Origin of the sequence: Bacillus cereus group sp. BfR-BA-01349, assembly GCF_022663795.1 — a bacterium.
Lineage (GTDB): Bacteria > Bacillota > Bacilli > Bacillales > Bacillaceae_G > Bacillus_A > Bacillus_A cereus.
Genome location: NZ_JAKUGE010000002.1, coordinates 73059 through 99051, shown reverse-complemented (window position 1 = coordinate 99051; position 25993 = coordinate 73059). Strand labels below are relative to the sequence as shown.

The window sequence follows — 25993 nt, the reverse complement described above, 5'->3', positions numbered from 1 at the left end:
TAGCATGCGCTATTTTTATCGCTGATACGTAATGATGTAGAGAGCGAAACCAATTGAACTTTTATTAATAGCAACTCTCTTCATTCCTAACCGAGGAGAGTTGCTGTATATAAAAGGAAGGGGCGTTTCTTTTGAGGAAAATTGGCATCATTGGCGGTACATTTGATCCGCCTCACTATGGACATTTGCTAATTGCAAATGAAGTATATCACGCTTTGAACTTGGAAGAAGTATGGTTCTTGCCAAACCAGATTCCGCCACATAAACAAGGGCGGAATATTACAAGTGTAGAAAGTCGTTTACATATGTTGGAGCTCGCGACTGAGGCAGAAGAACACTTTTCTATTTGTTTAGAAGAGCTAAGTAGGAAGGGCCCATCTTATACGTATGACACTATGTTACAATTGACGAAGAAGTATCCGGATGTGCAGTTTCACTTTATTATTGGTGGGGATATGGTTGAATATTTACCGAAGTGGTATAACATTGAAGCTTTACTTAATCTTGTAACGTTTGTTGGAGTTGCAAGACCTGGGTATACATTGCATACACCATATAAGATTACTACAGTGGAAATTCCGGAATTTGCAGTTTCTTCATCCTTATTACGTGAGAGATATAAAGAGAAGAAAACGTGTAAATATTTACTTCCTGAAAAAGTACAGGTATATATCGAGAGGAATGGGTTGTATGAATCGTGAGAATGCACTGCATATTGTCAAACAACAAATGCATGAAAAACGTTATATACACACGATTGGTGTAATGGAGACAGCGATTGAGCTTGCTAAGTTATACGGTGTGGACGAGAAAAAAGCAGAGATGGCAGCTATATTCCATGATTATGCGAAATGTAGAGCAATTTCAGAAATGGAAGAGATTATTAAACGTGAAGATTTGCCGAAAGATTTACTTTGCTATAACAAAGAGTTATGGCATGCACCTGTTGGGGCATACTTAGTAGAAAAAGAAGTAGGCATTACGGATTCTGAAATTTTGCAAGCTATTACATATCATACAAGTGGTCATGAGAATATGACGATGTTAGATAAAGTGATTTATGTAGCTGATTACATTGAACCTGGGCGAAAGTTTCCAGGAGTGGAAGAGGCTCGTAAACTCGCATATACGGATATAAATCAAGCTTTATTATTTGCGTTAAAGAGAACAATTCAATTTTTAATGGAAAAAGATCAGACGATTTATCCATTAACATTCCAAACATACAATGCAGTTATCAAGGAGGAAATGAGTAAATGAACGATAAAGATTTATTAGTATTAGCGGCAAAGGCAGCTGATGATAAGAGAGCAGAAGATATGGTTGTCCTAAATATGCAAGGTATTTCACCAATTGCAGATTATTTCATTATTTGTCACGGTAATTCAGATAAACAAGTACAAGCAATTGCACGTGAAATTAAATCAAAAGCACATGAGTTCCAAATCGACGTACAACGTATGGAAGGGTTTGACGAAGCACGTTGGGTATTAGTTGATCTTGGAGATGTAGTTGCTCATGTATTCCATAAAGATGAGCGTAATCACTATAATTTAGAGCGTCTATGGGGCGATGTGCCACGTGAAGATATTACAGAAGAGTTAGGCCAATGAAATACGAACAATTTGCATTGTTGTACGACGAACTAATGAATGATGTCCCTTATGATAAATGGGTGGAATTTACAGAGGGAAGTTTACAGCAGGCAGGTATGAAAGAGGCAAAAATTCTTGATGTAGCATGCGGTACAGGTAATGTAACCCTGCCGCTTGTGCAAAAGGGTTACGATTTAATAGGTGTCGATCTTTCAGAAGAAATGTTAACAGTCGCTCAGCAAAAACTAGGCGGAGAAGGGCATTTTATTCCTTTTTACCAACAAGATATGCGCGAGCTTGATGTTCCGGGTGAGTTTGACTGTGTAACGATTTTTTGTGATTCATTAAATTATGTATTGCAAGAAGATGGAGTACAAGAAACATTTAGAAGAGTATTTCACCATTTACGTCAAGATGGTTTGTTTTTATTTGATGTACACTCTTTATATAAAATACATCATGTATTTCAAAATGAAACGTATACAGTGAATGGAGAAGAAATATCTCTTATTTGGAATTGCTTCCCTGGTGAAGAATCAAATAGTGTAGAGCATGATTTAACATTCTTTGTTCAAGATCCAGAAGAAGATGTGTACCATCGGTTTGACGAATGTCACGTGCAACGTGCATATCAAGTGGAAGAGTTAACGAAATGGCTTGAAGAAGCAGGCTTTACAGTGCTTCGTGTAACAGGTGATTTTGAGCGACTTGAAGTTACAGAACAAACAGAGCGTATTTTCTTCATGGCGAAGAAAAACGGATAAAAACAAAAGCAACCGAGAAGGTTGCTTTTGTTTTATAAAGAAGATGTATTTTTAGTTCTAGCATAATCTAAAGATCGTATGCGTAAAGTGTGGGAATAGTAGTTGAAGTGAAAATGTATTGTAAAAAAGTAAGTATTTATAAAAAGGATTTGGAATGAAAATGACGTATTTATTATGTGTGTTTATTGAATTGCTGATCAACGCATTCTAAATCTTCATCAAATTTTTCATGTGTTCGCTCGATTAACTTATGGAACATATCTCCAACGTGTTCTTCTAAAACCCGAATGCCTTCCCCAGTAACGCCGCCTTTCACGCAAACCTTTTCTTGTAAGGTAGGTAATGTGAAGATTTCTTTTTCAAGTAATTTCCCCATCCCCACGACCATTTCACTTACTAAAGTAGTAGCCTCTTCGTGTGTAATATTTGTTTTATCTACAGCAGCGTTAATGAAGCATTGTAGTAAATAACTAAAGAAAGCAGGACCGCAACTTGCTATATCAGATGAAACGCGCGTTATATCTTCTTTTATTACAAGAGGTGTAGAAATGTTTTTAAATAGACGAAGTAGTTTTTGTTGCCATTCTTCAGAGCAATTATCTCCAAATGTAAATAGTGAGGCGCCAGAGAGCGCGCGATTTGTGATACTTGGAATGATACGCGCGACGTGGCAAGGTACGAGAGTCTCTAATTGTGATGGAGATATTGGACTTGTAATAGAAACTAAGCACGTTTCATCAGAAAAATGTTCAGCGTATTTTTTTAGGATAGGGTATATATCTATCGGCTTAACACAAATAAAAATAAGTTGTGATTGTTCGATTACTTCCGGGATTGTTTTTGCTATCTGAACAGAAGGGTATTTTTCTTTTATATGATATGCTTTTGCAGGCGTCCGATTAATGATTGTAAGGCAAGAAGGTTTGACAGCACGGGTTTCTAAAAATGCATCGATTAGTATATTTCCCATGTTTCCTGTCCCTATAATTCCTATGTTCAAAGTTTCATCCCTCCTTCGTAACAGCTTTCTCCTAAACAATATGAATGATGTTATAAATTTATGATTAGAGGTGTAAAATGATGTGGGATTTTCCGAAAAAGTGGTTAGGTTTAGTAGCTATTATTGGAACTTTACTTTTTCTTGTTTTTTGGAAAACGAATCAGAGTGTAGAACGAACGCCTATTACAATGAATGTACAAGAGAAGGAGATAGAAAAAAAGGGTAAACCGAAAATATCGGATACAAAGGAACAGAAAAGAACAATTATAATTGATGTGAAAGGAGCGGTTAGTAAAGAAGGGGTATATGAAATGAAGGAAGGAGATCGCGTAAAGGATGTGGTTCAAAAGGCGGGTGGTTTTTTATCAGAAGTAGATATGAAAAAAGTAAATTTAGCACAAATTGTACAAGATCAAATGCTTCTTTATATACCGAGTAAAAATGAGTCAGAACAAGGGGTGCTTACTTCTTCTAAGGAAGATGGCAAGATTCGAATAAATACAGCGGCGAAAGAACAACTAGAAAAAATTACAGGGATTGGCTCTCGAAAGGCAGAAAGTATTTTGAAATATCGAGAAGAACATGGTCCGTTTCAGAAAATAGAAGATTTATTAGAGATTGATGGGATTGGTGCGAAGTCTCTTGAAAAGATAAAAGATCAAATTATTATTCCGTAAAAGATTGACGAAGTTTTTCTTCTTTCGCTACACTACAAGTAGACAAAAAAGTAGGTGAAAAATATGGAACGAATTTCATGGGATCAATATTTTATGACGCAAAGCCATCTACTATCTTTGCGTAGTACATGTACAAGGCTTGCGGTAGGAGCGACAATCGTTCGCGATAAACGAATTATTGCTGGTGGGTATAATGGTTCAATTAAAGGTGGCGTACATTGTATAGATGATGGTTGTTACGTAATCGATAATCATTGTGTTCGGACAATTCATGCCGAAATGAATGCTTTATTACAATGTGCCAAGTTTGGTGCGAAAACAGAGGAAGCAGAAATTTACGTTACGCATTTCCCTTGTTTACAATGTTGTAAGGCGATTATTCAAAGTGGTATTACAGCGGTTTATTATGCACAGGATTATAAAAATCATCCATACGCCATAGAGTTATTTGAACAAGCGAACGTAACAGTGAAGCACGTTCCGCTAGAATATGATATTGCTGCATTAGAGGAGCAAAAACGTTATACAGAGTTGAAAGAATTATTTGCGTCTTTAGAAAAAGATAATTTATCAATGGAAGAATTACAGCATGTATTCACGAAAGCAAAAATGATGCTATAAGGAGTGAGTATAAGTTGCAGGAACAATGGGGGTATGTTGCAATCTCGTTTATAATAGGGGTTGCAATTGCTTTTTCCTCGTCACTTTTATTGATAGTTTTTTGCCTCTTTTTAAATGTTTTCTTCTGTTTATATCGCACTTCGCGTAAAACCTTCATTTTTTGTATTGTAGCGTGCTTTAGTAGCGCTATATACACTTCCTATGTTCAAACGTGGAATAAGCCTCTAGGGGAGTCCTATGGAGTTACAAGAGGGGTTATACAAAATACACCGCTTGTTAATGGGGATCGCCTATCTTTTCAATTTGAAGATCAGAATAAAAATATAGTGCAGTTAAGTTATAGAATCAAATCAGTCTTGGAAAAGAAAAAAATGCAACAATTATACGCAGGGATATCATGTGTATTCGAGGGTGAGAGGAAAGAACCGGAAACAGCTCGGAATTTTCATGGTTTTAATTACCGTGATTATTTATACAAACAACATATTCATTTCACATTTGAGGCTACATATATTTCTGAATGCTATAAAACATCACTGTCGCTCACGCAATGGATTCTTCTTTTGAGGCAACAAGCAATCTCGAAAGTTACAGAAATGTTTCCAGAGCAATCAGGTGCTTTTATGAATGCATTACTATTTGGTGATAGACAACAAATGACGTTTGAAGTGGAAGAGCAATATCAACAATTTGGTCTTGTACATTTGTTAGCAATTTCAGGTTCGCACATTGTATTGTTAATGGTGATAGTATATTTTATTTTGCTAAGAAGCGGTGTGACAAGGGAGGTAGCAACAATTTGCCTTATCGTTTGTATTCCTTTGTATATGGTTTTAGCAGGGGCGTCACCCTCTGTTATAAGAGCTTCTATAACAGGAGTTTTGATGTTGATTGCTTTTATGTGCTCGATTCGTTTATCTAGTTTAGATGCTTTAAGTGTAACAGCTATATGTATGCTTATATATGACCCTTATCTTGTTTTTAATATTGGATTTCAGTTTTCATTTGTAGGTAGCTTCGCTTTACTTTTGTCTGCTCCGTTATTGTTAGGGGGTAGCAACGGAGTAATCCGAAATTCTATTTATATTTCTATCATTTCACAGCTCGTTAGTACTCCGATTTTGTTATATCACTTTGGTTATTTTTCTCCATATAGCATTCTCCTCAATCTCTTATACGTTCCGTTTTTATCTATCATTGTATTACCATGTAGCATTATTATTTTACTGTGTATGCCAATTGTCCCGTTTCTCGCAAAAGGATTTGCGGATGTATTATCAATAGGCTTGAGTATGTCTAATGATTTTCTGAGTTATTGTGAAAGTTTACCATTTACCCAGCTTATCTTCGGGGAAACGCCCTTCAATCTTGTAGCTGTATATTGCGCGAGTATTGTCAGTATATTGATGGTTTGGGAAAGGAGAGCGCCGAAAAAAATAGTTTGTATAGTTGCGAGTGTATTTCTTTTTATTAGCACATGTCATTATATATATCCATATTTTAGAGGAAGCGGAAGTGTAACATTTATTGATGTTGGACAAGGTGATGCAATATTAATTCGCCTTCCGTATGATAAAGGGATTTATCTTATTGATACAGGTGGAACGCTTCGTGTGAATAAGGAAGAATGGCAACAAAAAAAGCATGAATTTTCTGTTGGAAATGATGTATTAATCCCCTTTTTACAAAAAGAAGGTATTAAAACAATTGATAAATTAATCGTAACGCATGGAGATGCAGATCATATAGGTGCTGCGCAAGAATTATTATCATATATACCTGTAAAAGAAGTGGTATTTGGCCGAAAGGGAAAAGATGCAGTATTAGAAAAAGTAGTAAAGAAACGGGCATTAGAAAAGGAAATGAAAATAACTGAAGTGGGGGAAGGGGAGAGTTGGAGTGTAAATGAAGCGGAATTTTTCGTTTTAGCTCCAAAAGGAAAAGAAAAAAGCGAAAATAACGCTTCAATTGTAATATGGGCAAAATTTGGAGGGTTGAAGTGGCTATTTACAGGCGATTTGGAAGAAGAAGGGGAAAAGGTTTTAGTAGAGGCATATCCAGATTTACAAGTGGATGTTTTAAAAGTTGCTCATCATGGGAGTAATACGTCATCTATAGAGCCTTTTTTGAACGTCATACAGCCTCGTGTAGCGATTATATCTGTTGGTAAGCAGAATAGGTATGGACACCCGCATAAAGAAGTGATAGAGCGTTTTGAGAAGATGGGGAGTGCGATATGGCGCACGGACAAGCAAGGTGCTATTTCCTATGTTTTTAAAGGGGAAAATGGAACCTTTAAAAGTAAAATCACATATGATAAAACACATAATAGATGAAAAAGAGAAGACTGCCATGAAGTGGCAGTCTTTAAGAACCGATAAATTTAATAACAGTTGCAATGATGAAAAGTGTTGCGAAAAAACCAAATGAGACGATAAATCCTACCCCTGAATCAATAGCGTCATTGCGTTTACTTTGAACGTTTTGTTCAAAATCATTCATTTAGAATCCCTCCCCAACATTCCACTTTAGTATAAAATATTGTCAGAAAAAAATCTACAATTTCCATATGAAGAGAAAACGAGCTTTTTTGTTACTTTTAAATCATGAAGTAATGTGAGTTTTTCGTTTCCAAGCATGTTAACAGTTGGCACTTATACTCAAATTTTTATTGCGAATAATAAAGGGAAGGTGATTACCGCACACCAATAAGAAACCCGGGGCTTATTGCGTGGCGTTTAATATAAATAAAGGGACGGGTTATAAAGCCTGTTCCTTTGTACTTGTAAAACAACAGCTAGGGCATTAGTATAAATATATATTGCCAAGTTAGGGAGTAGGAAAAAGTATGAGTGATATACATAAAAAAATTAAAAAGAAACAGTTTGCTCCGTTATATTTAATATATGGAACGGAAGCTTTTTTTATAAATGAAACGATAAAGCTTATTACGACAGAAGCACTTAAAGAAGAAGATCGAGAGTTTAATGTTGTGACATACGATTTAGAAGAAGCGTATTTAGAAGATGTGGTTGAGGATGCGCGTACGCTTCCTTTCTTCGGAGAACGGAAAGTACTGTTAATAAAATCACCGCTATTTTTGACTTCGCAAAAAGAAAAGTTAGAGCAAAATATAAAAATTTTAGAAGAATACATTGGTGAACCTTCTCCATTTTCTATTCTTGTTTTTGTTGCGCCTTACGAAAAACTTGATGAGCGAAAAAAAATTACAAAACTATTAAAGAAAACAGCAGATGTAGTAGAAGCGAATGCGATGCAAGTACAGGATGTTCAGAAGTGGATTGTTGCTCGTGCAGATGAAGTGCATGTGCATATTGATAACGCGGCTGTTAGTTTGTTGCTAGAGCTTGTGGGAAGTAATGTAACGATGTTGGCGAAGGAAATGGACAAGTTAACGTTATACGTTGGTATGGGCGGAGAGATTACGACGAAACTTGTTGCAGAGCTTGTGCCAAAATCAGTTGAGCAAAATGTATTTGCTTTGACAGAAAAAGTGGTGAAAAAAGATATTGCAGGTGCAATGCAAATTTTGGATGGATTATTTACGCAGCAGGAAGAGCCGATTAAATTGCTTGCGTTATTAGTGAGTCAATTCCGCTTGTTGTATCAAGTGAAAGAGCTACAGCAACGTGGTTATGGACAAAATCAAATTGCGTCTCATATTGGTGTACATCCGTATCGTGTAAAGTTAGCAATGAATCAAACGAAGTTTTTCTCTTTTGAAGAATTAAAAAAAGTGATTATAGAATTAGCGGAAGCTGATTATAGTATGAAGACGGGAAAGATGGATAAGAAGCTTGTGCTCGAATTTTTCTTAATGCGATTAAATCATATGTGATGACACAAAAAAGTTCATGTATTTAGTGCATGAACTTTTTTGTATATAAAAAAACGATCCAAATGGATCGTTTTTTAAACGCCTTACGCGTTTACTTGTTTCGCTAAGCGAGATTTTTGACGAGCTGCAGCGTTTTGGTGGATAAGACCTTTACGAGCTGCTTTGTCAAGTTTTTTAGAAGCAGTTTTGAAAGCTTCTTTAGCATTTTCAAGATCGTTATTAGTAACTAAAGCTTCTACAGTTTTAACAGCAGAACGCATGTCAGACTTGATAGAAGCGTTATGTGCACGACGCTCTTCGCTAAGTTTAGCGCGTTTGATAGCAGATTTGATGTTTGCCATACTTTTCACCTCCCTGGTGCAATCGAATGACTCGATTCTTACATAGAACAAGTGATATTCTATCAAACGGTGAAGAGAATTGCAATAGTATATCCATGAAATTTCACGTAAAGAAAAGAATGACCTTATATAACTTTGGGAAATCTAACGATATTTACTATGAATTACGGAGGAGATACGATGAAAGAACCATTAGATTTAAGTAAATATAGCATTAGAACTGACCTTGCTGTAGAAGCTCATCAAATGTTGCAAGAAAGCCAAGAAGAACAAAAAGGGATACAGGGAGTTATTGTAAAAGAGAGAGAAGAAGAAGGTACTATAATTACAAAAGTAACGATTGATGAAGCTGCCTCTGAAGCGATGGGGAAAAAACCTGGAAATTATTTAACACTTGAAGTACAAGGGATACGTCAGCAAGATACAGAACTTCAACAAAAAGTGGAGCGTATTTTTGCAAAAGAATTTTCTTGTTTCTTAGAAGAGGTTGGAGTTACAAAAGAAGCAAGCTGTTTAATTGTAGGTCTTGGGAATTGGAATGTAACACCAGATGCTCTTGGACCGATAGTTGTAGAAAATGTATTAGTAACGAGACATTTGTTTCAATTGCAGCCTGAAAGTGTAGAAGAAGGATTTAGGCCTGTTAGTGCAATTCGGCCGGGGGTAATGGGGATTACAGGAATCGAAACGAGCGATGTTATTTATGGAATTATTGAGAAGACGAACCCGGACTTTGTAATTGCAATTGATGCATTAGCTGCCCGTTCTATTGAACGAGTAAATAGCACGATACAAATTTCTGATACCGGAATCCATCCTGGATCAGGGGTTGGGAATAAACGTAAAGAACTAAGTAAAGACACATTAGGTATCCCTGTTATCGCAATTGGTGTTCCGACTGTGGTCGATGCTGTTTCGATTACAAGTGATACGATTGATTTTATTTTGAAACATTTTGGTCGAGAGATGAAAGAAGGAAATAAACCTTCACGATCTTTGTTACCAGCGGGATTTTCATTTGGAGAAAAGAAAAAATTAACAGAAGAAGATATGCCGGATGAAAAGAGCAGAAATATGTTTTTAGGTGCTGTTGGTACGTTGGAAGAAGAAGAAAAAAGAAGGCTGATTTATGAAGTGCTATCTCCTCTTGGTCATAATTTAATGGTAACCCCAAAAGAAGTAGATACTTTTATTGAGGATATGGCGAATGTAATAGCGAGTGGTTTAAATGCAACGCTACATCATCAAATTGATCAAGATAATACGGGAGCATATACACATTGAGGGGAACGGATGATTATGGTTTGAGTCGCTTTGCGCTTTTGTGTATATGTAGTGTAGCTTTATGTTTACTTATGATGATAGCAGGAGTGGCACTTGCTAATCATGGTTTGAAAAGTATGAAAGGCTATCAGCAATTGTCATATGAACAAATAGCTCATATGACAGGGACAGAAAGTACAGGTGCTGAATCAGAAATTTTGGGTAGCTCGTTTTCGGCCTCAGAAAAACAACAGCAATTAGAACGTTTAAGAAGTTTTAATGTTGTAGAAGGAATTGGGATGGCGGTAGCAAGTGTAGCTTATGAAATGACGAAGTTCGGGACGGATATAGTTGTTGGGAAAATAAAAGGAATTTTTAGCTAAGAGTAACATGGGAGGCGGTTGTTTTACTGATTTGTAGGACAGCCGTTTTAAAATTTGAAAAGGGTTTGTCTCTTATGGTTTATTCGCATAAGATATAGATAGAATGATTTGTATCGTAAGCAGCACGAGTTTTCATTGAATCTTTGTTGCTCTATTGATATAATCAGTGCTAGTGTATATTGGCGAGACTATTAGGAGTTGAGAACATAGATGAATAAAGAAGAAAGAGCAAAAAGACAGTCCAAAATTCGTAATTTCTCTATTATTGCTCATATTGACCACGGAAAATCAACGTTAGCAGACCGTATTTTAGAGAAAACAAACGCGTTAACACAACGCGAAATGAAAGCTCAGTTGCTTGACTCTATGGATTTAGAGCGTGAGCGTGGTATTACAATCAAATTAAACGCAGTACAATTAAACTATAAAGCAAAAGATGGTGAAGAGTATATTCTTCATTTAATTGATACACCAGGACATGTCGACTTTACGTACGAAGTATCTCGTAGTTTAGCGGCTTGTGAAGGCGCGATTCTTGTAGTAGATGCAGCGCAAGGTATTGAAGCGCAAACGTTAGCAAACGTATACTTAGCGCTTGATAACAATTTGGAAATTTTACCAGTTATTAATAAAATCGACTTACCAAGTGCGGATCCAGAACGTGTACGTCAAGAGGTAGAAGATGTAATTGGTTTAGATGCATCAGAAGCGGTACTTGCTTCTGCGAAAGCTGGAATTGGTATTGAAGAAATTTTAGAACAAATTGTTGAAAAAGTACCAGCTCCGTCGGGTGATTCAGAAGAGCCATTACAATGTATGATTTTCGACTCTTTATATGATCCGTACCGCGGTGTAATTGCTTATATCCGTGTTGTAAATGGAACAGTAAAAGTTGGCGATAAAGTACGTATGATGGCAACGGGTAAAGAATTTGAAGTAACAGAAGTAGGTGTATTTACACCGAAAACTACGCAACGTGACGAGTTAACAGTAGGTGATGTAGGTTTCTTAGCAGCATCGATTAAAAATGTTGGTGACACACGTGTTGGTGATACGATTACACATGCGAAACGTCCAGCTGCAGAGCCGTTAGCAGGTTACCGTAAGTTAAACCCGATGGTATTCTGTGGTCTGTATCCAATTGACTCTGCTCGTTATAACGATTTACGTGATGCATTAGAAAAATTAGAGTTAAACGATTCTGCTCTTGAGTTTGAACCAGAAACATCTCAAGCGCTAGGATTTGGTTTCCGTTGTGGTTTCTTAGGGCTTCTTCACATGGAAATCATTCAAGAACGTATTGAACGTGAATTTAAGATTGACTTAATTACAACAGCGCCAAGCGTTATTTATAAAGTTTATTTAACTAACGGTGAAGATGTTATTGTTGATAACCCATCTAATATGCCAGATCCACAGTCTATCGATCGTGTAGAAGAGCCGTTTGTGAAGGCTTCAATTATGGTTCCGAATGACTATGTTGGAGCTGTAATGGAGATTTGCCAAGGTAAACGTGGAACGTTTATTGATATGCAATATTTAGATGAAACGCGTGTTACATTAACATATGAAATCCCGTTATCAGAAATCGTATATGACTTCTTCGATCAATTGAAATCAAATACGAAAGGGTATGCATCATTTGACTACGAGTTAATTGGCTATAAACCATCTAAACTTGTGAAAATGGATATTCTTTTAAATAATGAACAAGTGGATGCTTTATCATTTATCGTACACCGTGATTCAGCGTATGACCGTGGTAAAGTAATCGTAGAGAAATTAAAAGAATTAATTCCGAGACAACAATTTGAAGTGCCAATTCAGGCGACTATCGGAAATAAAGTTGTAGCACGTTCTACAATTAAAGCGATGCGTAAAAACGTACTTGCAAAATGTTACGGTGGTGACATTTCTCGTAAGCGTAAACTTCTTGATAAGCAAAAAGAAGGTAAAAAACGTATGAAGTCTGTTGGTTCTGTAGAAGTACCGCAAGAGGCATTTATGGCTGTACTGAAAATGGATGACAACTAATATTTGAAATAAAAAAGAAGTCGTTTGTGCGGCTTCTTTTTTCTGTATAATTACTTTTTAGACATCTGAGCAGCTCTCATTTACAATAATGAGAGAGCTTTTTAGTTCATATAGAGTTAGGAGATTGTTAATGTCCGAAAATATTCGAAAAGATATTCAAGATAAAATACAAAATGGTAATTTTAATTGTGAAAAGGAATTGACGCTTTCTATTATTAGTGGAAAGTGGAAAGTTGTGATACTGTGGCATCTTGGTGTGGAAGGGCCACATCGTTTCAGTGAATTACAACGGTTATTCCCAAGCATTTCTCATAAAGTTTTGTCGAACCAATTAAAAGAGTTAATGGAAGATGGAATTGTTGATCGGACAGTATATCCCGAAATTCCTCCTCGCGTTGAGTATTATATGACGGAACTAGGCATGTCACTTTTACCGATCGTTGAAATGATGTATGATTGGGGAAAAATGCGAATGGAACAAATTCGTAATACGTTAGAGAAGTAGAGAACCCTCCGGAGTGCGGAGGTTTTCTTTTTAGAAAGGTAGGAGTTATATTTGGTACAAGCTGCATATATTCATATTCCGTTTTGTCAGCACATTTGTCACTATTGTGATTTTAATAAAGTGTTTATTGAACGCCAACCGGTTGATCAATATTTAGATTATTTAGAGAAGGAAATAATAAATACGGTTCAAAAAGTTCCGTTTGATAGTATAAAAACGATTTTTGTGGGCGGGGGAACTCCGACAGCGTTAAATATGGAACAGACAAAAAAATTACTCGAGATTATTAATCGTCATTTGCGTCCGTTCGCCCCAAATTGTGAATTAACATTTGAAGCGAATCCAGGAGATCTGCCGAAAGAGAAGTTGAATGTACTGCTAGAAGGTGGAGTGAATCGAATTAGTTTTGGTGTGCAAACGTTCCGTGATGAACTGCTTGAGAAAATCGGGCGCAAGCATACGAGGGAAGATGCATTCCTCGCGATTCGAGAAGCACAGGAAGTAGGATTTAAAAATATTAATGTAGATATTATTTATGCTTTGCCAGGACAGACGATAGAAGATGTAAAAGAAACATTAGATATTGCTTTTACGCTTGATGTACAACATTTCTCTGCATATTCATTAATTGTGGAACCTAAAACAGTGTTTTATAACTTAATGAACAAAGGGAAATTGCGTCTTCCGGGTGAAGACCATGAAGCGAAAATGTATGAAATAGTAATGGATGAAATGGAGAAACACGGTTATAACCAGTATGAAATTAGTAATTTCTCAAAAGGTGACAATAAAAGTAGACATAATCTCACATACTGGAATAATGAAGAGTATTATGGATTTGGAGCTGGAGCTCATAGTTATGTGAACGGGGAACGTATTCAAAATGTAGGTCCGCTGAAGCAATATTTTAATAAAATTGATGAAACAGGATTTCCGTATTTAGATGTTCACAAAGTGACGGAGAAAGAAAGAATGGAAGAAGAGCTGTTCTTAGGGCTTCGAAAAACAAAAGGTGTTTCTAAAACGGCGTTCCGCAATAAATTTAATGTAGAGATGGATCAAGTTTTCGCGAAGCAGTTACAAAGCAACCAAGAGCAGGGATTGCTTGAAGAGGAAGATGGGCATGTGCGTTTAACGCGAAAAGGAAAATTATTAGGGAATGAAGTATTCCAATCATTTTTGATTGACTAATTAAATGTTCCATAGGCGTGAAAAAGTTTCATTATTTCGTGACGTTTCCGTTGACAATTGAATGTCAATTTTGGTAAGTTATTAATAGATTTAGCACTCAAAGACAAAGAGTGCTAACAGAGGTGATGATGAGATGCTTACGGAACGTCAGCTCTTAATTTTACAAACAATTATTGATGACTTTATTGGATCAGCGCAGCCCGTTGGGTCTAGAACGTTGGCTAAAAAAGATGAAATTACATTTAGTTCAGCTACTATTCGAAATGAAATGGCGGACTTAGAAGAATTAGGTTTTATTGAAAAAACGCACAGTTCTTCTGGACGTGTTCCTTCTGAGAAAGGCTACCGATTTTATGTAGACCATCTTTTAGCACCGCAAAACTTACCGAACGCTGAAATTGTACAAATTAAAGATTTATTTGCTGAAAGAATTTTTGAAGCGGAAAAAATTGCACAACAATCTGCTCAAATTTTATCAGAACTTACGAATTATACGGCCATTGTTCTTGGACCGAAGTTAAGTACAAATAAACTTAAAAATGTACAAATTGTGCCGCTTGATCGTCAAACTGCTGTCGCTATTATTGTAACCGATACAGGGCATGTACAAAGTAAAACGATTACCGTTCCGGAATCTGTTGATTTATCAGATTTAGAAAAAATGGTTAATATTTTAAATGAAAAGCTATCTGGCGTACCGATGGAAGAACTTCATAATAAGATCTTTAAGGAGATTGTTACAGTTTTACGTGGGTATGTTCATAATTACGATAGTGCAATAAAAATGTTGGATGGTACATTTCAAGTTCCGTTATCGGAAAAGATATACTTTGGAGGAAAAGCAAATATGCTTTCGCAGCCAGAGTTCCATGACATTCAAAAGGTTAGATCTTTACTTACCATGATTGATAATGAAGCCGAATTTTATGACATTTTGCGTCATAAACAAGTCGGGATTCAAGTGAAAATTGGTAGGGAAAACTCTTCGACGGCTATGGAGGATTGTAGTTTAATTTCTGCAACATATTCGATCGGCGAAGAGCAACTTGGAACAATTGCTATTTTAGGTCCTACGAGAATGCAATATTCTCGTGTAATTAGTTTGTTACAGTTATTTACGAGACAATTTACTGATGGACTTAAAAAGTAAATGAGAGTAATACATTCGCTCAAGTGATGAAATTTTCATTGCTGTGTGTAATATATAATGCTTAGGTAATCATGCTATGCATGATACCTAATACCTTTTAAGGAGGTGAATATTGTGGAAGAGCGTAACGAACAAGTGGTAGAAGAAGTAAAAGAAGCGCAAGTTGAAGAAGCTGTCACGCCAGAAAACAGTGAAGAAACTGTAGAAGAAAAAAGTGAGGCTGCTCTTTTACAAGAAAAAGTAGATGAGCTACAAGCGAAACTAACGGAAACGGAAGGTCGCACATTACGTCTACAAGCTGATTTTGAAAATTATAAGCGCCGTGTCCAAATGGATAAACAGGCTGCTGAAAAATATAGAGCACAAAGTCTAGTTTCAGACATCTTGCCAGCTCTTGATAATTTTGAAAGAGCAATGCAAGTGGAAGCGACTGATGAGCAAACGAAATCCTTGTTACAAGGTATGGAAATGGTGCATCGTCAATTGTTAGAAGCGCTGACTAAAGAAGGTGTGGAAGTGATTGAAGCTGTTGGTAAACAGTTTGATCCTAATGAACACCAAGCTATTATGCAAGTGGAAGATAGTGAATTTGAATCAAACGCGGTTGTGGAAGAATTCCAAAAAGGTTATAAACTAAAAGACCGTGTGATTCGCCCATCAATGGTAAAAGTAAATCAATAATTTACATAAAACTAGGAGGATTCGCCATGAGTAAAATTATCGGTATTGACTTAGGTACAACAAACTCTTGTGTAGCTGTTATGGAAGGTGGAGAACCAAAGGTTATCCCAAATCCAGAAGGAAACCGTACAACACCTTCTGTTGTAGCTTTCAAAAATGAAGAACGTCAAGTTGGGGAAGTTGCAAAGCGCCAAGCAATTACAAACCCAAATACAATCATGTCTGTTAAACGTCATATGGGTACAGACTACAAAGTAGAAGTTGAAGGTAAAGAGTATACACCTCAAGAAATTTCTGCAATCATTTTACAAAACTTAAAAGCTTCTGCTGAAGCATACTTAGGTGAAACAGTAACGAAAGCTGTTATTACAGTACCTGCATACTTCAACGATGCAGAGCGTCAAGCAACGAAAGATGCTGGTCGTATCGCTGGTTTAGAAGTTGAGCGTATCATTAACGAGCCAACAGCAGCAGCACTTGCTTACGGTTTAGAAAAACAAGACGAAGAACAAAAAATCTTAGTATATGACTTAGGTGGCGGTACATTTGACGTATCTATCCTTGAGTTAGCAGACGGTACATTCGAAGTTATTTCAACTGCTGGTGACAACCGTCTTGGTGGCGATGACTTTGACCAAGTTATCATCGATCACTTAGTAGCTGAGTTCAAAAAAGAAAATAACATTGATTTAAGCCAAGATAAAATGGCGCTTCAACGCTTGAAAGATGCAGCTGAAAAAGCGAAAAAAGATCTTTCTGGTGTAACACAAACTCAAATTTCATTACCATTCATTAGTGCTGGAGCTGCTGGTCCATTACACTTAGAATTAACGTTAACAAGAGCGAAATTCGAAGAGCTTTCAGCAGGTCTTGTTGAAAGAACATTAGAGCCAACTCGTCGTGCATTAAAAGACGCTGGTTTTGCTCCAAGCGAATTAGATAAAGTTATTCTTGTTGGTGGATCTACTCGTATCCCAGCTGTACAAGAAGCTATTAAACGTGAAACTGGTAAAGAGCCATATAAAGGTGTAAACCCTGATGAAGTTGTAGCATTAGGTGCTGCAGTTCAAGGTGGCGTACTTACTGGTGATGTAGAAGGCGTTCTATTATTAGACGTAACTCCACTTTCTTTAGGTATTGAAACTATGGGTGGCGTGTTCACGAAATTAATCGAGCGTAACACTACAATTCCAACAAGTAAGTCACAAGTATTCTCGACAGCTGCTGATAATCAACCAGCAGTAGACATTCACGTATTACAAGGTGAGCGTCCAATGTCGGCTGACAACAAAACGTTAGGTCGTTTCCAATTAACTGACCTTCCACCAGCACCACGTGGTATTCCACAAATCGAAGTAACATTCGATATTGATGCGAACGGTATCGTTAACGTACGTGCGAAAGACTTAGGAACAAGCAAAGAGCAAGCTATTACAATCCAATCTTCTTCAGGTCTTTCTGATGAAGAAGTAGAACGTATGGTACAAGAAGCGGAAGCAAATGCTGACGCTGACCAAAAACGTAAGGAAGAAGTTGAACTTCGTAACGAAGCTGACCAACTTGTATTCCAAACAGACAAAGTTGTAAAAGATTTAGAAGGTAAAGTAGATGCAGCTGAAGTTGCAAAAGCAACAGAAGCGAAAGAAGCATTACAAGCTGCAATTGAGAAAAACGAGCTTGAAGAAATTCGTGCGAAAAAAGATGCTTTACAAGAAATCGTACAACAATTAACTGTTAAATTATACGAGCAAGCTCAAGCAGCTGCTGGTCAAGCAGAAGGTGCGCAAGGTGCACAAGACGCTGGCGCAAAGAAAGACAATGTAGTTGACGCTGAGTTTGAAGAAGTAAAAGAAGACAAGTAATTCAACTGTAAACATAATAAGTAAGATGACAAAAAGTCAAAGTCAAGCGTGCCTTGACTTTGGCTTTTTTCACGAATGAGAAGCGATGTGTGAGGATCTTAAGTTTTTCGCTTTGCATACTGTAAGTGAGGAAACTTTGTTGCAAAGCACTTTCTTTCGGTGTTAAAATTACGTTTATGTGAAAGATTCGGGGGTTGTAAATTTATGAGTAAACGAGACTATTATGAGGTCCTTGGACTTAGCAAGGGCGCTTCAACAGATGAAATTAAAAAAGCGTATCGTCGTTTGGCTAAAAAATACCATCCAGACGTAAGCAAAGAAGAAAATGCAATTGAAAAGTTTAAAGAAGTACAAGAAGCATACGAAGTGTTAAGTGATGATCAAAAGCGTGCACAGTACGATCAATTTGGTCATGCTGGTGCAAATCAAGGATTCGGTGGATTTGGCGGCGGAGGAGACTTCGGCGGTGGCTTCGGTTTTGAAGATATATTTAGTTCTTTCTTCGGCGGTGGCGGTGGCAGACGTCGTGATCCAAATGCTCCGCGCCAAGGTGCTGACTTACAATATCAAGTCACTTTAGATTTTGAAGAAGCTATTTTTGGTAAGGAATTAAATGTGGAAATTCCAGTAGAAGATCCATGTGATACTTGTAAAGGTAGTGGAGCAAAACCAGGAACTTCAAAAGAAACATGTAAACATTGTTCAGGCTCTGGTCAAGTGAGTGTAGAACAAAACACGCCGTTTGGTCGTATCGTAAACCGTCAAGCTTGTGGTCATTGTTCAGGAACTGGACAAATTATTAAAGAAAAATGTACGACATGTCACGGTTCAGGTAAAGTTCGTAAACGTAAAAAAATCAATGTTAAAATTCCAGCGGGTATCGATAATGGTCAACAAATTCGTGTGTCTGGAAAAGGTGAAGCCGGCGTAAATGGCGGACCAGCAGGAGACTTATATGTTGTCGTTCATGTAAGAAATCATGAATTCTTCGAGCGTGAAGGAGATCACATTATTTGCGAAATGCCATTAACATTTGCGCAAATGGCGCTTGGTGATGAAGTGGAAGTTCCTACTGTTCATGGTAAAGTGAAGCTGAAAATTCCAGCAGGAACACAAACTGGAACAGAATTCCGCTTAAAAGGAAAAGGTGCTCCGAACGTACGTGGATACGGCCAAGGAGATCAATATGTAGTCGTTCGTGTTGTTGTACCGACGAAATTGACTTCGCAGCAAAAAGATTTATTACGTGAATTTGCAGGACAAGAAGAGCAGGATGATAGTTTATTCGGAAAGCTTAAACGTGCTTTCAAAGGGGAATAATGGAAATAAAAAATGGAGTTGGTAAATTGTGAAATGGTCAGAAATTAGTATTCATACAACAGAAGAAGCAGTAGAAGCTGTCTCTCATATTTTACATGAAGCTGGTGCTAGCGGAGTTGCGATTGAGGATCCAGCGGAGTTAACGAAAGAGCGCGAGCAACAATATGGTGAAATTTATGCATTGAACCCAGATGAATATCCGGCGGAAGGTGTATTAATAAAAGCGTATTTCCCGCAAACGGATTCTTTACATGAAACGATTGCAGGTGTAAAATCATCTATTGATGTGCTTCCATCTTACGACATCGAAATTGGTACTGGAAATATTACCGTTAACGAAGTCAATGAAGAAGATTGGGCTACTGCTTGGAAAAAATATTACCATCCAGTACAAATTTCTGATACATTCACAATCGTACCGACTTGGGAAGAATATACACCATCTTCTCCTGATGAAAAAATCATTGAATTAGATCCGGGTATGGCGTTTGGTACAGGAACTCATCCAACAACAACGATGTGTATCCGTGCTTTAGAAAAAACAGTACAGCCAGGTGACACTATTATTGATGTAGGAACAGGTTCTGGTGTACTTAGTATTGCGGCTGCAAAATTAGGTGCGTCTTCTGTTCAAGCATATGATTTAGATCCGGTTGCGGTTGAAAGTGCAGAAATGAATGTACGTTTAAATAAAACAGATGATATCGTGTCTGTTGGACAAAATAGTCTTTTAGAAGGTATTGAAGGTCCTGTTGATTTAATCGTAGCTAACTTATTAGCAGAGATTATTCTATTATTCCCTGAAGATGCAGCAAGAGTTGTGAAGTCAGGTGGATTATTTATTACATCGGGCATTATTGCTGCGAAGGAAAAAGTAATTTCTGAGGCGTTAGAACAAGCTGGATTTACAATTGAAGAAGTGTTACGAATGGAAGATTGGGTAGCAATTATTGCACGAAATGCGTAATATAGATTTTAGTCTATAATGAAAAGGGGAGTCTCTCACTATAAGGTGAGAGACTTGCCGTTTGTTATATGAAAAATGATAACGTTTCGTTCTTTTCGTAAGTGTTGACTTACGAAAGGAACGAAACTCTACTAAGGTGATTATATGCAACGTTATTTTGTAGAAGAGAAATATGTAAATGAGACAAGTATTCGGATTGTAGGTGATGACGTACATCATATCGCAAGAGTGATGCGTATGTCAGCTGGTGATCATATTTATTGCTGTGTAAACGGAAAAACAGCAGTATGTTCAATTGATGAAATTACCAGTGAATTTATTAATACGGCTATTGTAGAATGGGTAGAGGCGTCAAGTGAACTTCCTGTTTTCGTGACGATTGCAAGTGGACTGCCAAAAGGAGACAAGCTAGAGTTAATTTTTCAAAAAGGAACTGAGCTTGGGGCAGCTGCATTCTTACCATTTCAAGCATCTCGCTCTATCGTAAAATGGGATGCGAAAAAAGCTGATAAAAAAGTTGAGCGTTTAAGAAAAATTGTGAAAGAAGCTGCGGAACAATCACATAGAAGTGAAATTCCAGAAGTACATGCTCCGGCATCATTTAAGCAATTGCTTTCAATGAGTGGTGAGTATGATGTTTGTCTTGTTGCTTACGAAGAGGAAGCAAAACAAGGTGAGAAATCTAATTTTGCGAAAGCTTTAACGACAATGAAACCAGGTCAAAAGCTATTGATTGTATTTGGCCCAGAAGGCGGTTTAGCTGAGGAAGAGATTACAGCGCTTCGTGAACATAAATTTGTACCATGTAGTTTAGGACCAAGAATTTTAAGAACAGAAACGGCGCCGTTATACGCGTTAAGTGCTGCTTCGTATCATTTTGAATTGATGGGGTGATGATCAATGTCAACTGTTGCGTTCCATACGTTAGGTTGTAAAGTAAACCACTATGAAACAGAAGCCATTTGGCAATTGTTTAAACAAGGTGGTTATGAAAGAACAGAATATGAAAAGAAAGCTGATGTATATGTTATTAACACATGTACAGTAACGAATACTGGGGACAAAAAAAGCCGTCAAGTAATCAGACGTGCTGTGCGTCAAAATCCAGATGCAGTTATTTGCGTAACGGGATGTTATGCACAAACATCTCCAGCTGAAATTATGGCGATTCCGGGTGTAGATATTGTAGTTGGTACACAGGATCGTGAAAAGATGTTAGGTTACATCGAAGAATTCCGTAAAGAGCGTCAACCAATTAATGCTGTCCGTAATATTATGAAAACACGTGTGTACGAAGAACTTGATGTACCTTATTTCACGGATCGTACACGTGCGTCTTTAAAAATACAAGAGGGTTGCAATAACTTCTGTACATTCTGTATCATTCCTTGGGCGCGTGGTTTAATGCGTTCTCGTGATGGAAAAGAAGTTATTAAACAAGCACAACAATTAGTGGATGCAGGCTATAAAGAAATCGTATTAACGGGTATTCATACAGGTGGATACGGCGAAGACATAAAAGATTATAACTTAGCTGGATTACTTCGTGATATGGAAGCGGAAGTAGACGGATTAAAACGTCTTCGTATTTCTTCTATTGAAGCGAGTCAAATTTCAGATGAAGTAATTGAAGTGTTAGATAAATCTGAAGTAGTTGTACGCCACTTGCATATTCCGTTGCAATCTGGTTCTAATACTGTATTAAAACGTATGCGTCGTAAATATACGATGGAGTTCTTCCAAGAGCGTTTAGATCGTTTGAAAGAAGCGTTACCAGGCCTTGCGATTACATCTGACGTAATCGTTGGTTTCCCAGGTGAAACAGAAGAAGAATTCATGGAAACATACAATTTCATTAAAGAGAACCGCTTCTCTGAGTTACATGTGTTCCCTTACTCAAAACGTACAGGAACACCTGCAGCACGCATGGAAGATCAAGTTCCTGAAGATGTGAAGAACGATCGTGTTCATCGTTTAATTGAGCTATCTAATCAATTAGCGAAAGAGTACGCATCAGCGTTTGAAGGTGAAGTGCTTGAAATCATTCCGGAAGAGCAATTTAAAGAGGGCGACCGTGAAGGGTTATATGTAGGGTATACAGATAACTACTTAAAAATTGTATTTGAAGGATCAGAAGAATTAATTGGTAAGCTAGTGAAAGTGAAAATTACGAAAGCTGGTTATCCATATAACGAAGCGCAATTTGTTCGTGTTCTTGAAGATGATGTAAAAAAAGAATCAGCTAGCGCATAAAAAGAGCGTGCAACCGGAAACGGTTTGCATGCTTTCTTTATTTGAAGCGCTTAAGTACTATAAGGTGGGGAGGCGTTTCATGCATCCCTGTATGAAAAAAGATGAAATGATAAAAATATAGTTGTCTTCATCAGTAAAGGATACTAGCTATTTGCATAACTTTTGAAAAGGAAATACTTCTATTCTTCTTTTATTCTGCCAAATAGTTGACCTGAAGTGATAAAATGTATTATAATCGTAAAAGACATGCTGAAGAAGTGTTTCTTTTTGCATGCTGAAGTTAGTATGTAAGTGTGATGTTTCGGAGGGAGGGAAAGAGAATGTCAAAAACAGTCGTTCGTAAAAACGAGTCTTTGGAGGATGCACTTCGCCGTTTTAAAAGATCGGTTTCTAAAACTGGTACACTTGCTGAAGCAAGAAAGCGCGAGTTTTATGAAAAACCAAGTGTAAAACGTAAGAAGAAATCTGAAGCGGCAAGAAAGCGTAAATTCTAAGAGAGGGTGTAAGTTATGAGTCTTCTCGGTCGTTTAAACGATGATATGAAACAAGCGATGAAGAATAAACAAAAAGAAAAATTAACCGTTATTCGTATGGTTAAGGCTGCTTTACAAAATGAAGGTATTAAACTGCAACATACTCTTACTGAAGAAGAGGAAATAACAGTTTTAGCTCGTGAAGTAAAACAGTATAAGGACTCCCTCCTTGAATTTAAAAAAGCTGGTCGTGAAGACCTTGTTAATAAACTGCAAAGTGAAATTCAGATTTTAAGCGCATATTTGCCAGAGCAATTAACTGAAGAAGAACTAGTTGATGTAATCAAGCAAGTTATTTCTGAAGTTGGTGCGACTTCTAAAGCAGATATGGGTAAGGTGATGACTGCTGTTATGCCGAAAGTAAAAGGTAAAACAGACGGATCACTTGTGAATAAGCTGGTTATCCAGCTATTAGCGTAAAAAAACGTCTCATTTCGTATGAGACGTTTTTTTATTGTTCTTATTAAGGAAACGCTATATTGCTTAAAAAGGGTTTCTGTAAGTGATAGAAACCCCTCTAGTTAAAGTTTCAATTTATTATTTCCTTGTATAATTCCGATTCTACACCTGTTCTTACTTCCTTGACTAAAACTTCTTTCGCAAATAAAAGCTAAGTACCGAACCTTCTGAAACTCAGATTGAAGTTTTATAGCTTGCTCTTCAGCATAATCCTCAAAGGTAATGAAAGAGATTCTAACTATTTTAGATTTTGCATCAGTTGCATAAAATGGCCGGATATTACTGTCGGTAACTTGTTTTATAACATTCAAAATTTCTTGACCAAAGCCAATTTCCTTTCGTATTTCCTCATTTATTAATTCATTTTTTAATGAACCCTAATATTTTTTGAAATTCATATAACAACCATCTATAAAATATTCTTACTTAAAACGTAACATTCAGAGTGGAGAAATTTTCTTTTTTTGATTTTATCCCTCATTAACGGGCAGCCCGATTGGTGAGGGTTGATTAAAGTTTCACTTTATCTCATTTGTCCAATAAATGACAACTACTTATTCTATGGTCAGTATGTCACGTCCAGAACGAATTGTAACAGTTTTTTTCAAGTTTCCAACTTCTCGCTAGGCTTAATTTCTTAATGTAACTTGTACTGATATCCTGTAGGGGCGCATATTCTTGTATTAATACTTCTATTATTAAAGGTAACATCCTCTAATCCATCATTGTCCTGACAAATATGATTTCATATAGCGACTGTTTTAATTAACATGATATGAACTCTTACAGAATATAGTTATGTTAGTGAAGTCGTTATAACACGATAGGCGCTTGTGAAGAAATACATATATATGGGATGAGAGGGGGTCTTTCGAGATGAAGAAATTAGAACAAATGAAAAATTGGTTGACAAAACAAGTAGACCTACCAGTGGATGTATTAATGGATCTACCTCGGATTACTCTTGTTGGGCAAATACATATTTATATAGAAAATCATCGGGGGTTATTAGTTTTTTCAGATAAAGAAGTGCGATTGCTTTTAAAACACGGTCAATTATTAATTAAAGGACAATCCTTTGTTATTAAAACGATTCTTCCAGAAGAGCTTTTACTCGAAGGGATAATTGAGCAAGTAACATTTTTAGAAAATGAAAAAAAAGGTGATTGAAGTGAAACTTCCATTTGTGAAGTTTTTCTTCTTTATCCTGTAAAAGTTCCGTTGATAGAGACGGATTACAGTTTTACTCGGTTTCATTTTAGTACGAGCTATTTTAATGCTTCAAATAAAAAAGTAGTATATCTACTTTTAGAAAGGTAGTGAAGGTGGTAAATGAAAAATAAATTGTTTATAAAGTGGCTTGGATATGTAAAAGTGCGAATTGAAGGTAGAGGAGCGGAACGGTTTGTTAATGAATGTGTACGGAGGAATTTATTAGTTTGGGATGTTAAAAAGATAGCTGATGAAACGTTAGTTTTTTGTATATTGTTACGCGATGTGAAAAAAATAAAACCAATTTATAGAAAAAATGAATGTAAATTATATTTTATTGGACGTTATGGTTTTCCTTTTTGGAATAAGCGTTTAATTAAAAATAGTGGATTTTTAATTGGTTTTTTAATTTTCTTTTTTGGTGTGATTGCAATGTCAAATATGGTTTGGAAAATTGAAATTACAGGAGCAAAACCTGAAACAGAATATATATTGATGAAAGAATTGGATAAAATGGGTATTAAAAAAGGGAAACTACAATTTCAAATGCCGAATGTAGAAGATGTACAACGCCATTTGACAGATAATATTAATGCCATTACTTGGGCGGGACTAGAAGTAAGAGGAACGACGTATCATTTTAAAATTGTTGAAAAAAACGAACCGAAGAAAGAAAAGGAACAAAGGCCGCAAAATTTAGTAGCAAAAAAAGAAGCGATTATTACAAAGACGTTCGTAGAAGTTGGAAAGCCGGTTGTACTGAAAAATGATCATGTAGAAAAAGGGCAGATTCTCGTATCAGGAATATATGGTAATGAGGAAAGTCCGACGATTGTTTCAGCGAAAGGTATTGTGTATGGCGAAACGTGGTATACATCTAAGGTGGATGTCCCGTTAAAGACGCAATTCCAAGTGTATACTGGTAACGTATACAATGAACATTTTCTTAAATTTTGGGATACGAAAATAAAAATATGGGGATTTCAGCATGATAAGTATAAACGCTCTCGTACTGAAAGTGTAAAGCATGATGTGAAATTATTTGGTTTTACACTGCCGATTGCATATGAAAAAGATGTTGTGAGAGAAGAGGAAGAAGCGAATCGAGAATATACAGAAAAGCAAGCGCTGAAAGTAGCGAAAGAGATGGCCGAAAAAGAACTAAAGAAAAAATTGGATGAACATGCTATGATTGTAAGTGATAAGATTTTGAGTAAAGAGGTTGAGGCGGGTCAACTAAAGGTCACATTGCATTATACTGTGGTTGAAAATATTGCAGAGCCACAACCAATATCCGAATCCGATATTCAAGGAGACTGAGTA

27 protein-coding genes are annotated in these 25993 nt (G+C 36.7%); 24 read left to right on the top strand and 3 right to left on the bottom strand.

The features are described from left to right. Positions 1-131 precede the first annotated feature (131 nt). Genes nadD through MR169_RS01800 form a run of 4 tightly spaced genes read left to right on the top strand, consistent with a single transcriptional unit; the run spans position 132 to position 2359 of the window. The gene (gene nadD, locus MR169_RS01815) at positions 132-701 is read left to right on the top strand and encodes a nicotinate-nucleotide adenylyltransferase (RefSeq protein WP_001226048.1); all 570 of its coding nucleotides are present in this window, start codon (positions 132-134) and stop codon (positions 699-701) included. Beyond that, a complete protein-coding gene (gene yqeK, locus MR169_RS01810; RefSeq protein ID WP_001078477.1) occupies positions 691-1260 on the top strand; it encodes a bis(5'-nucleosyl)-tetraphosphatase (symmetrical) YqeK in 570 nt (189 codons plus the stop codon). Before nadD ends, yqeK begins: the two co-directional genes overlap by 11 nt. After that, positions 1257-1613 (top strand): ribosome silencing factor, encoded by a 357-nt coding sequence (rsfS, locus tag MR169_RS01805; protein WP_000998173.1) that lies wholly within the window; start codon positions 1257-1259, stop codon positions 1611-1613. The genes yqeK and rsfS overlap by 4 nt, the downstream gene beginning before the upstream one ends. After that, complete coding sequence (locus tag MR169_RS01800; protein ID WP_000873080.1) at positions 1610-2359, top strand: class I SAM-dependent methyltransferase; 750 nt, start codon at positions 1610-1612, stop codon at positions 2357-2359. The genes rsfS and MR169_RS01800 overlap by 4 nt, the downstream gene beginning before the upstream one ends. Before the next feature lie 172 nt (positions 2360-2531). Here the strand turns inward: MR169_RS01800 and comER are convergent, their stop codons facing one another. After that, entirely contained in the window at positions 2532-3359 is an 828-nt protein-coding gene (gene comER, locus MR169_RS01795) for a late competence protein ComER (RefSeq protein WP_001020560.1), read from the bottom strand. A 77-nt stretch (positions 3360-3436) separates the two neighbouring features. Between comER and MR169_RS01790 the strand changes: the two genes are divergently transcribed. The 3 genes from MR169_RS01790 to MR169_RS01780 all read left to right on the top strand — a co-directional run bounded on the left by MR169_RS01790 (position 3437) and on the right by MR169_RS01780 (position 6993). Beyond that, positions 3437-4036 (top strand): helix-hairpin-helix domain-containing protein, encoded by a 600-nt coding sequence (locus MR169_RS01790; RefSeq protein WP_242318799.1) that lies wholly within the window; start codon positions 3437-3439, stop codon positions 4034-4036. Positions 4037-4099: 63 nt separating this feature from the next. Continuing rightward, positions 4100-4657 (top strand): ComE operon protein 2, encoded by a 558-nt coding sequence (locus tag MR169_RS01785; RefSeq protein ID WP_000439773.1) that lies wholly within the window; start codon positions 4100-4102, stop codon positions 4655-4657. 14 nt (positions 4658-4671) lie between these two features. After that, complete coding sequence (locus MR169_RS01780; protein WP_061663045.1) at positions 4672-6993, top strand: DNA internalization-related competence protein ComEC/Rec2; 2322 nt, start codon at positions 4672-4674, stop codon at positions 6991-6993. Between the two features lie 31 nt (positions 6994-7024). On the opposite strand, the gene MR169_RS01775 is transcribed toward MR169_RS01780, so the two are convergent. Then, positions 7025-7159: a YqzM family protein gene (locus MR169_RS01775; protein ID WP_000997609.1), complete on the bottom strand. Its 135-nt coding sequence runs from the start codon at positions 7157-7159 to the stop codon at positions 7025-7027. 346 nt (positions 7160-7505) lie between these two features. Here MR169_RS01775 and holA point away from each other — a divergent pair, with 346 nt between their 5' ends. Beyond that, positions 7506-8516: a DNA polymerase III subunit delta gene (gene holA, locus MR169_RS01770; protein WP_242318798.1), complete on the top strand. Its 1011-nt coding sequence runs from the start codon at positions 7506-7508 to the stop codon at positions 8514-8516. Between the two features lie 83 nt (positions 8517-8599). Here the strand turns inward: holA and rpsT are convergent, their stop codons facing one another. Then, positions 8600-8857, bottom strand: a complete 258-nt coding sequence (gene rpsT, locus MR169_RS01765; protein WP_001274011.1) for a 30S ribosomal protein S20 — start codon at positions 8855-8857, stop codon at positions 8600-8602. A 180-nt stretch (positions 8858-9037) separates the two neighbouring features. Here rpsT and gpr point away from each other — a divergent pair, with 180 nt between their 5' ends. The 16 genes from gpr to yqfD all read left to right on the top strand — a co-directional run bounded on the left by gpr (position 9038) and on the right by yqfD (position 25990). Continuing rightward, the gene (gpr, locus tag MR169_RS01760; RefSeq protein ID WP_242318797.1) at positions 9038-10141 is read left to right on the top strand and encodes a GPR endopeptidase; all 1104 of its coding nucleotides are present in this window, start codon (positions 9038-9040) and stop codon (positions 10139-10141) included. Then, positions 10138-10503 (top strand): YqxA family protein, encoded by a 366-nt coding sequence (locus MR169_RS01755; RefSeq protein ID WP_001215034.1) that lies wholly within the window; start codon positions 10138-10140, stop codon positions 10501-10503. Before gpr ends, MR169_RS01755 begins: the two co-directional genes overlap by 4 nt. A 210-nt stretch (positions 10504-10713) precedes the next feature. Next, positions 10714-12537 carry an elongation factor 4 gene (lepA, locus tag MR169_RS01750; RefSeq protein ID WP_001030951.1) on the top strand — a complete coding sequence of 608 codons (1824 nt, stop codon included), beginning with the start codon at positions 10714-10716 and terminating at the stop codon, positions 12535-12537. A 130-nt stretch (positions 12538-12667) separates the two neighbouring features. Beyond that, positions 12668-13042, top strand: coding sequence for a winged helix-turn-helix transcriptional regulator (locus tag MR169_RS01745; RefSeq protein WP_001293539.1), 375 nt, complete (start codon positions 12668-12670; stop codon positions 13040-13042). A gap of 51 nt (positions 13043-13093) precedes the next feature. Next, entirely contained in the window at positions 13094-14233 is a 1140-nt protein-coding gene (gene hemW, locus MR169_RS01740; protein ID WP_044795883.1) for a radical SAM family heme chaperone HemW, read from the top strand. Positions 14234-14366: 133 nt separating this feature from the next. Beyond that, entirely contained in the window at positions 14367-15383 is a 1017-nt protein-coding gene (gene hrcA, locus MR169_RS01735) for a heat-inducible transcriptional repressor HrcA (RefSeq protein WP_000954941.1), read from the top strand. Positions 15384-15497: 114 nt separating this feature from the next. After that, positions 15498-16064, top strand: coding sequence for a nucleotide exchange factor GrpE (gene grpE, locus MR169_RS01730; protein WP_000392711.1), 567 nt, complete (start codon positions 15498-15500; stop codon positions 16062-16064). A 26-nt stretch (positions 16065-16090) separates the two neighbouring features. Further along, complete coding sequence (gene dnaK, locus MR169_RS01725) at positions 16091-17926, top strand: chaperone protein DnaK (protein ID WP_000034706.1); 1836 nt, start codon at positions 16091-16093, stop codon at positions 17924-17926. A 204-nt stretch (positions 17927-18130) separates the two neighbouring features. Then, a complete protein-coding gene (dnaJ, locus tag MR169_RS01720) occupies positions 18131-19246 on the top strand; it encodes a chaperone protein DnaJ (RefSeq protein WP_000043947.1) in 1116 nt (371 codons plus the stop codon). Between the two features lie 28 nt (positions 19247-19274). Beyond that, positions 19275-20213 carry a 50S ribosomal protein L11 methyltransferase gene (prmA, locus tag MR169_RS01715; RefSeq protein ID WP_000872103.1) on the top strand — a complete coding sequence of 313 codons (939 nt, stop codon included), beginning with the start codon at positions 19275-19277 and terminating at the stop codon, positions 20211-20213. A 144-nt stretch (positions 20214-20357) separates the two neighbouring features. Then, positions 20358-21107, top strand: a complete 750-nt coding sequence (locus MR169_RS01710) for a 16S rRNA (uracil(1498)-N(3))-methyltransferase (protein ID WP_001190159.1) — start codon at positions 20358-20360, stop codon at positions 21105-21107. 6 nt (positions 21108-21113) lie between these two features. Then, positions 21114-22466, top strand: coding sequence for a tRNA (N(6)-L-threonylcarbamoyladenosine(37)-C(2))-methylthiotransferase MtaB (gene mtaB, locus MR169_RS01705; RefSeq protein WP_000108676.1), 1353 nt, complete (start codon positions 21114-21116; stop codon positions 22464-22466). 320 nt (positions 22467-22786) lie between these two features. Then, entirely contained in the window at positions 22787-22960 is a 174-nt protein-coding gene (gene rpsU, locus MR169_RS01700; protein WP_000048061.1) for a 30S ribosomal protein S21, read from the top strand. 15 nt (positions 22961-22975) lie between these two features. Then, positions 22976-23419, top strand: coding sequence for a GatB/YqeY domain-containing protein (locus MR169_RS01695; RefSeq protein ID WP_000054562.1), 444 nt, complete (start codon positions 22976-22978; stop codon positions 23417-23419). A 915-nt stretch (positions 23420-24334) separates the two neighbouring features. Beyond that, positions 24335-24628, top strand: a complete 294-nt coding sequence (yqfC, locus tag MR169_RS01690) for a sporulation protein YqfC (RefSeq protein WP_000732269.1) — start codon at positions 24335-24337, stop codon at positions 24626-24628. A gap of 162 nt (positions 24629-24790) precedes the next feature. Then, on the top strand, positions 24791-25990 hold the full coding sequence (yqfD, locus tag MR169_RS01685) for a sporulation protein YqfD (protein WP_242318796.1): 1200 nt from the start codon (positions 24791-24793) through the stop codon (positions 25988-25990). Positions 25991-25993 lie beyond the last annotated feature (3 nt).